The following is a 6200-nucleotide window of genomic DNA, read 5'->3' as shown; positions in this document are numbered from 1 at the left end:
GCCGCCGATCGAAGACTTTTCCTTTGGATTCCTTGAGCGCCTGATCGTGGTGCTTGCGCGTGTGCCGACCCCCGTTGGGACGCGTCGCCAACCCCCGAATGGAGCTTCTGTCATGAACTCGATGATTCTGCGTAAGGGCATGCTGAGCATCGCTGGTCTGGCGTTTGCCGGTGGCGTGTTCGCCGGTCCGGTGGCCGAGGCTCACGCCGCCCCGGTCGAGGCCAAGGCTGTCGCGGTGGCCGTGGTGCAGGCGGACAAGGCCGACAAGGGTGGCAAGTTGATCCCGCATGGTGTGCAGGGCAAGCAGTCGCGCATCGACCTGAACGCCGAGCAGACCAGGAATGTCAAGGCGATCATCGCGGCGACGAAGAAGGCCGACATGGACGAGCGCGCCGCGGTGGTGGCGATCGCGACGGCGCTGCAGGAGTCGAAGTTGGAGAACCTGGGTCACCTGGGTGAGCGCAACGATCACGACTCGCAGGGCCTGTTCCAGCAGCGCCCGAGCTCGGGTTGGGGCACGGTGGAGCAGATCACCGACCCGGAGTACGCGACCCTGGCGTTCCTGAAGGGTCTGAAGCAGGTCGACGGGTGGCAGGACATGCCGCTGACCGAGGCCGCCCAGACCGTGCAGGTCTCGGCCTACCCCTTCCACTACGCACAGTGGGAGCAGCAGGCCGCCGACCTCGTCGCCAAGCACTGGAACAACTGACCCACCAAGACAGACCGCTGGCCGGCACCCCAACCTCGGGGTGCCGGCCAGCGGCGTCTCCGCCCACCCGCACCCCGGTGATCATGACGTTGTTGGCAGAAATGGAGATCCACATCGCCGATAACTTCATGATCACCGGGGTGGGTGCCGGTGCCGGTGCCGGGGCGCGCGCACGAGGGCGGGAGCGCCGCGAACAGCGGCGGGGTCGGTGGGGCCGCCTCAGCGGCGGCGGTCGAGGTTGAGGACGATGTCCACCACGGCCGCCACCAGGGCGAGCGCGATGATGCCGCCGGCCAGCAGCAGGGAGTGCCGGAAGGCGGCCGACCACTGCCCACCGCTGCTCGCCAGGGACGAGAAGAAGAGCGACCCGACGGCGGCGATCCCGGCGGCCGAGCCGATGCGTTGGCCGGTCTGGAGCATCCCGGCCGCGCTGCCCGCCTGCGGCACCGGCACCTGGGCCAGGGTCAAGGTCTGGTTCGGGGTGATGACCAGGCCGCTGCCGAGGCCGGCGAGCAGCAGTGGCACCGCCGTCAGCAGCGGTACGGAGCCGGCCGGCGAGCCGCGTAGCACGAGCACCACCGCCGCGAGACCGACCACCACCACGAGCAGGCCGATGCCCACCAGTGGTCGGCCGAACCGGTTGACCAGCCGGCCGCCCAGCGCGGAGGCCAGCGCCGAGCCGAGCGCGAACGGGGTGATCGCCAGGCCGGCGACCAGGGCGCTGTACCCGAGGCCGTTCTGCAGGTACAGGGTGAAGACGAAGAAGATGGCGGTGAAGCCGCCGAAGTAGACCAGCGCGATCACCGCGCCGAGGGTGTACGAGCGGAGCGTGAACAGCCGCAGGTCGAACAGGGGGGTCTGCTGCCGGGCGTACCGGCGTTCCCAGAGCCCGAAGGCGACCAGCACCAGCAGGCCGGCCGGAATCAGTGCCCACTTCCACGGGCTGTGCCACTGTTCCCGCTGCACCAGCGGCAGCAGCAGGAGCAGCACCCCGGCGCCGAGCAGCAGTACCCCGACCGGGTCGAGTCGGTGCCGGTCGGGCTGCCCCGCCGGGCGGGCGGGCAGCAGCCGCCACCCCAGCACCACCGCGACGACGCCGACCGGGACGTTGACGAAGAAGACCCAGCGCCAGCCGTGCTCCGCGCCGCCCAGGTGGATGAGCAGGCCGCCGAGGAGCGGACCGACCGCTGTCGAGACGCCGATGGTGGCGCCGAGCAGTCCGAAGGCGCGACCCCGCTCGGAGCCCCGGAACAGCTGCTGGACCAGGCCGGTGACCTGCGGGTTGACCAGGCCCGCCGCGGCGCCCTGCATCAGCCGGGCGGCCACCAGCCAACCGGGGGACCGGGCCAGCCCGGCGAGGGCGCTGGTGAGGGTGAACAGGGCGACGCCCACCACGAAGGCGGTACGTCGCCCCCGGGCGTCGCCCAGCCGGCCGGCGGACACCAGCACCAGACCGAAGGTCAGCGCGTACCCGGAGAGCACCCACTGCAGGTCGCTGGGGCTCGCGCCGAGCGCCTCGTCCATCGACGGGACCGCGACGTTGACGATGCTGACGTCCAGCAGCGTCATGAACGTCGCGACCAGTCCGACCCCGAGCGCCTGCCACCGGCGGATGTCGCCCGGTTCGCTCCCGGCGGGTTGGCGATCAGGCATCCCCGACCGCTACCCGGGCCCCCTGGCGGCAAACCGGCGGCTCACGCCATCTGGCGGGCGCACCACCGCGGACCGAAGTCCAGTCCGGCCATCGGCGAGTCCTCCCGGTGCAGCAGGTCCTTCTCGGTGAGCAGGTGCAACGGGGCGTGCACCTCCTCCTCGGTTATCCCGGCCTCCTGGGCGATCAGGTCCGGGTACGGCACCTGGCCCCGCGCCTCCAGCGCGGACACCGCCTCGTACACCCGTACCTCGGCCTCCGACAGTCGTACCTGCTGCATGCTGACCTCCTTGCCGTGACCCGCCCGTAAGGCCGGGCGGTCTGGGTACGGCCGGTTACCCCCTGGGCGACCGGAAATGCCCACCCGATCGGTCGGTCGTGAGCGGCCGGTCGGCGCGTCGTGCCCTACGCTGGCACGGTGATCACCTGGGATCTCGTGGTCGTCGGCGCCGGCCCCGCCGGGCTCTGCGCCGCCCGGGTCGCCGCCGCCCGCGGCGTCCGCACGCTGGTGCTGGACCGGGCCACCCATCCGCGCTACAAGACCTGCGGCGGCGGGCTGATCGGCACGTCGCTCTCCGCCGTCGCCGGGCGGATCGAGGTGCCGGCACACGACCGGGTCGACCGGGTGACGTTCACCCGCGACGGGCGGCGCGGCTTCACCCGCCGGCACCGCACCCCGCTGGTGACGATGGTGCGCCGGGACGAGTTCGACGATCGGCTGCGCGGGGCCGCGGTGACCGCCGGGGCCGAGGTCCGCGAGGGCGTCGCCGTCCGCGGCCTCGACCAGGACCCCGACGGGGTACGCGTACGCCTGGCCGACGGGACCACCGTCCACGCCCGGACGGTGATCGGTGCGGACGGCTCCGCCGGGGTCACCTCCCGGCACGTGGGTGTCCGTTTCCGGCAGGTCGACCTGGGGCTGGAGCGGGAGTTGCCGGTCCCGCCCGCCGAGCAGGAGCGTTGGCGCGGGCGGCTGCTGCTCGACTGGGGCGCCGTCCCCGGGTCGTACGGGTGGGTCTTCCCGAAGGGCGGGAGCCTCACCGTGGGGGTGATCGCCGCCCGCGGTGACGGGGAGCGGACCCGCGCCTACCTGCGCGACTTCGTCGACCGGCTGGGTCTGTCGGGGGTGGAGCCGGAGCACGACTCGGGCCACCTGACCCGCTGCCGGGCCGACGACGCGCCGCTGCGCCGCGGCCGGGTGCTGGTCGTCGGGGACGCCGCCGGGCTGCTCGAACCGTGGAGCCGGGAGGGGATCAGCTACGCGCTGCGGTCCGGCACGCTCGCCGGCGCCGCGGTCGCCGCCGGTGACCCGGAGCGCTACGAGCGGGACGTACGCGATCAACTGGTGCCGTCGATGCGCGCGGGACACCGCCTGCTGGAGGTGTTCGAACGTCGCCCGGACGTCTTCCACGGTCTGCTGGCCACGCCGGCCGGCTGGACCATGTTCGTCCGGTTCTGTCAGGGCCGGGCCAGCTTCGACACGGCCCTGGCCCGGCCCCCGGTCCGGGCCGCGCTGGCGGTGCTGGACCGGGTGCCGCCGATCCGCCCCCGCCGCCCGGGGGTGGGGGCGCGGGCGCTGACCGACCTGCGCGGGTGACCGGCCGGGCGGGCCTGGTGCGGACGTGGACCGGGGCCGCACAATGCGGTCATGAGTGAGCCGGATCGCTCGTCGTTCAGCGACGAGGAGTACCGCTTCCTACGGCACGTTCGCTTCGGCGAGCTGCCCCCGCCCGTCCGGCCGGACGAACGGGTCGAGCTCAGCGAGACCGAGCCTCGGCGGGACTACCCCGAACCCGTCGACAACCCCGACCAGCGCGCGCTCGGCTGGGGCGGCTGACGCGCGGACGGGCCGTGGGTGTGGCACCCACGGCCCGTCCGGCGGTACGGGTCAGAGGACCGGCACGCCCTCGCGGACCAGCTTCCAGTTCGGCACGAAGAAGTCGGCCGGGTCGATGACCCCTTTGGCCTGCGCCCAGTCGATCAGCAGCTGGCGGATCTCCTGCTGCTCGTTGTAGACCTGGGTCTTCACGATGCCCGGGAAGTTGCCACCGCCGCTGCGCCGGTAGTTGTTCACCGCGACGACGAACTGCGCGGTGTCGGCGACCGGGGTGTCGGTGCCCGGCAGCACCAGGCGGGTGATCCGCTGGCCGACCGGCCTGCTGATGTCGATGTCGTACTCGACGCCGGAGACGACGTCGTAGTTGTAGTCCGGCACGGCCGGGTCACTGATGGTCGCCGGGTCGACCGTCGCGCCGACCGGCAGGGTCCGGAAGTACTTCGCCGAGAACTCCAGGTAGGTCCGGAGTTCGGCGCCGCTGAGCACCACGGCCTCGAGGGTGTTGTCGAAGACGTAGAGCCCGGCGACGTCGCGGATCCGCACGTCACCCTGCGGGAAGACCGCGGTACGGCTGAACGGCGCGGCGATCGACAGCACCGGCAGGCCCGCGTACGACGTCCCGGCGAGCGCGGTGGTGACCACCTCGGTCTGGACGTGGTTGATGAAGTCCAGGATCGGGGTGTCCTTGTAGCGCGACTCGGCGGCGGAGAGCTCCACGCTGGACCGCGCGACGACCCTGTTGACGTACTCGACGGTCCTGGTGTGCTGGCCGTGCACAGCCGCGAGGACCGCCGGGTCCTCGACCACGGTGTTGGTGTTGAGCATGGTGGCGCCCTTGGCGAGCACCTTCCACCGGCCGCGGACCTTCTGCACGGTGAAGTCCATCCGGGTGAGGCGCTGGCCCCACTTCGACGGCTCGGCGGTCAGCACCCGCTCGCCGGTGGCGGTGTTGGTGACGAACTTCTCCACCACCTCGGCGTGGGCGTGGCCGAAGAGGATCGCGTCGATGCCCGGGACCTGCTGGGCGATCAGGGTGACCGGGTTCTCGTTCGGCAGCTCCGGGCCGTAGCTGGAGGTGCCGCTGTCGCCGCCGTGCGCGGAGATGACGACCAGGTCCGCGCCGCGCTCCCGCATGATCGGCACCCACTTCGCCGCCGTCTCGACCATGTCCGGGAAGACCAGCCTGCCCTCGACGTTGGCCTTGTCCCAGATGGCCACCCCCGGGTTGGTCAGGCCGAGGATGCCCACGTTGATGGTGGGGGAGTCCGCGCCGCCGAGGCGGACCTTCTTGATCACGTACGGCAGGTAGGCCGGCTTGCCGGTCGCCTCGTTGACCGCGTTCGCGGCCAGCGCCGGGAAGCCCAGCTGCTCGATCCACTTGGCCAGCAACGGCAGGCCGTAGTTGAACTCGTGGTTGCCCAGCGTCACGGCGTCGTACTTCAGGATGTTCATGGCGTTGGCCATCGGGTGCGTCTCACCGGTGACGGTGATCGGCTCCTGCTTGGCGTAGTACGTGGCCAGCGGCGTGCCCTGGATGGTGTCGCCGGCGTCGAGGACGAGGGTGGCCCGGCCCTCGCGCTCGGCGCGGATCTGGTTGACCAGGGTGGCCAGCTTGGCGACGCCGACGTCGTTGTGCCTGCTGTCGTCGTACTCGGCGTCCTTGTAGTAGTCCCAGTTGTAGACGTTGCCGTGGGTGTCCGACGTGCCGAGGATCGTCAGGTCCCAGGTCTTCGGTCCCGCGGCGGCCGCCCGGGCGGGGGCGCTGGCGATCAGGGGGGCGGTCGCGGCGGCAGCGGCGACGGCCAGCACCTGGCGGCGCGAGGCGCCGGAGGAGGAGGTCATGAGATGCCTTTCCATGGGGGTGGACGCCTTGTGGGCACCGTTGCGCACCATAACCAGCTGCCGTCACTTCTGCCACAACGGCCCGAGGCGTCCCGTTCCACCCCACCAGCGCCCCGGGTCACCCGACCGTCACACCGAGCCTCGGGCACGGCGGATGACGC

General features: G+C 71.9%; 6 protein-coding genes. 3 read left to right on the top strand and 3 right to left on the bottom strand.

Annotated elements, in window-relative coordinates; genetic code table 11:
• Positions 1-112 precede the first annotated feature (112 nt).
• Entirely contained in the window at positions 113-709 is a 597-nt protein-coding gene (locus tag V6U79_RS22950) for a hypothetical protein (protein WP_334615782.1), read from the top strand.
• Between the two features lie 219 nt (positions 710-928).
• Here the strand turns inward: V6U79_RS22950 and V6U79_RS22945 are convergent, their stop codons facing one another.
• Together V6U79_RS22945 and V6U79_RS22940 are read right to left on the bottom strand one after the other, a co-directional pair.
• Positions 929-2362 carry an MFS transporter gene (locus tag V6U79_RS22945; protein WP_334615778.1) on the bottom strand — a complete coding sequence of 478 codons (1434 nt, stop codon included), beginning with the start codon at positions 2360-2362 and terminating at the stop codon, positions 929-931.
• 41 nt (positions 2363-2403) lie between these two features.
• A complete protein-coding gene (locus V6U79_RS22940) occupies positions 2404-2640 on the bottom strand; it encodes a hypothetical protein (protein ID WP_334534522.1) in 237 nt (78 codons plus the stop codon).
• A gap of 138 nt (positions 2641-2778) precedes the next feature.
• On the opposite strand from V6U79_RS22940, the gene V6U79_RS22935 reads away from it, so the two are divergent.
• Together V6U79_RS22935 and V6U79_RS22930 are read left to right on the top strand one after the other, a co-directional pair.
• Complete coding sequence (locus tag V6U79_RS22935; protein ID WP_334615777.1) at positions 2779-3957, top strand: geranylgeranyl reductase family protein; 1179 nt, start codon at positions 2779-2781, stop codon at positions 3955-3957.
• Between the two features lie 51 nt (positions 3958-4008).
• A complete protein-coding gene (locus tag V6U79_RS22930; protein WP_334615776.1) occupies positions 4009-4197 on the top strand; it encodes a hypothetical protein in 189 nt (62 codons plus the stop codon).
• A gap of 51 nt (positions 4198-4248) precedes the next feature.
• Here the strand turns inward: V6U79_RS22930 and V6U79_RS22925 are convergent, their stop codons facing one another.
• Positions 4249-6039, bottom strand: a complete 1791-nt coding sequence (locus tag V6U79_RS22925; protein WP_334615774.1) for a bifunctional metallophosphatase/5'-nucleotidase — start codon at positions 6037-6039, stop codon at positions 4249-4251.
• Positions 6040-6200: the final 161 nt, after the last annotated feature.

The sequence above is a fragment of the Micromonospora psammae genome (genome assembly GCF_036902725.1).
Classification (GTDB): domain Bacteria; phylum Actinomycetota; class Actinomycetes; order Mycobacteriales; family Micromonosporaceae; genus Micromonospora.
The sequence above is the reverse complement of the archived record's forward strand: the minus strand, read 5'-3'. Positions and strand labels throughout refer to the sequence as shown.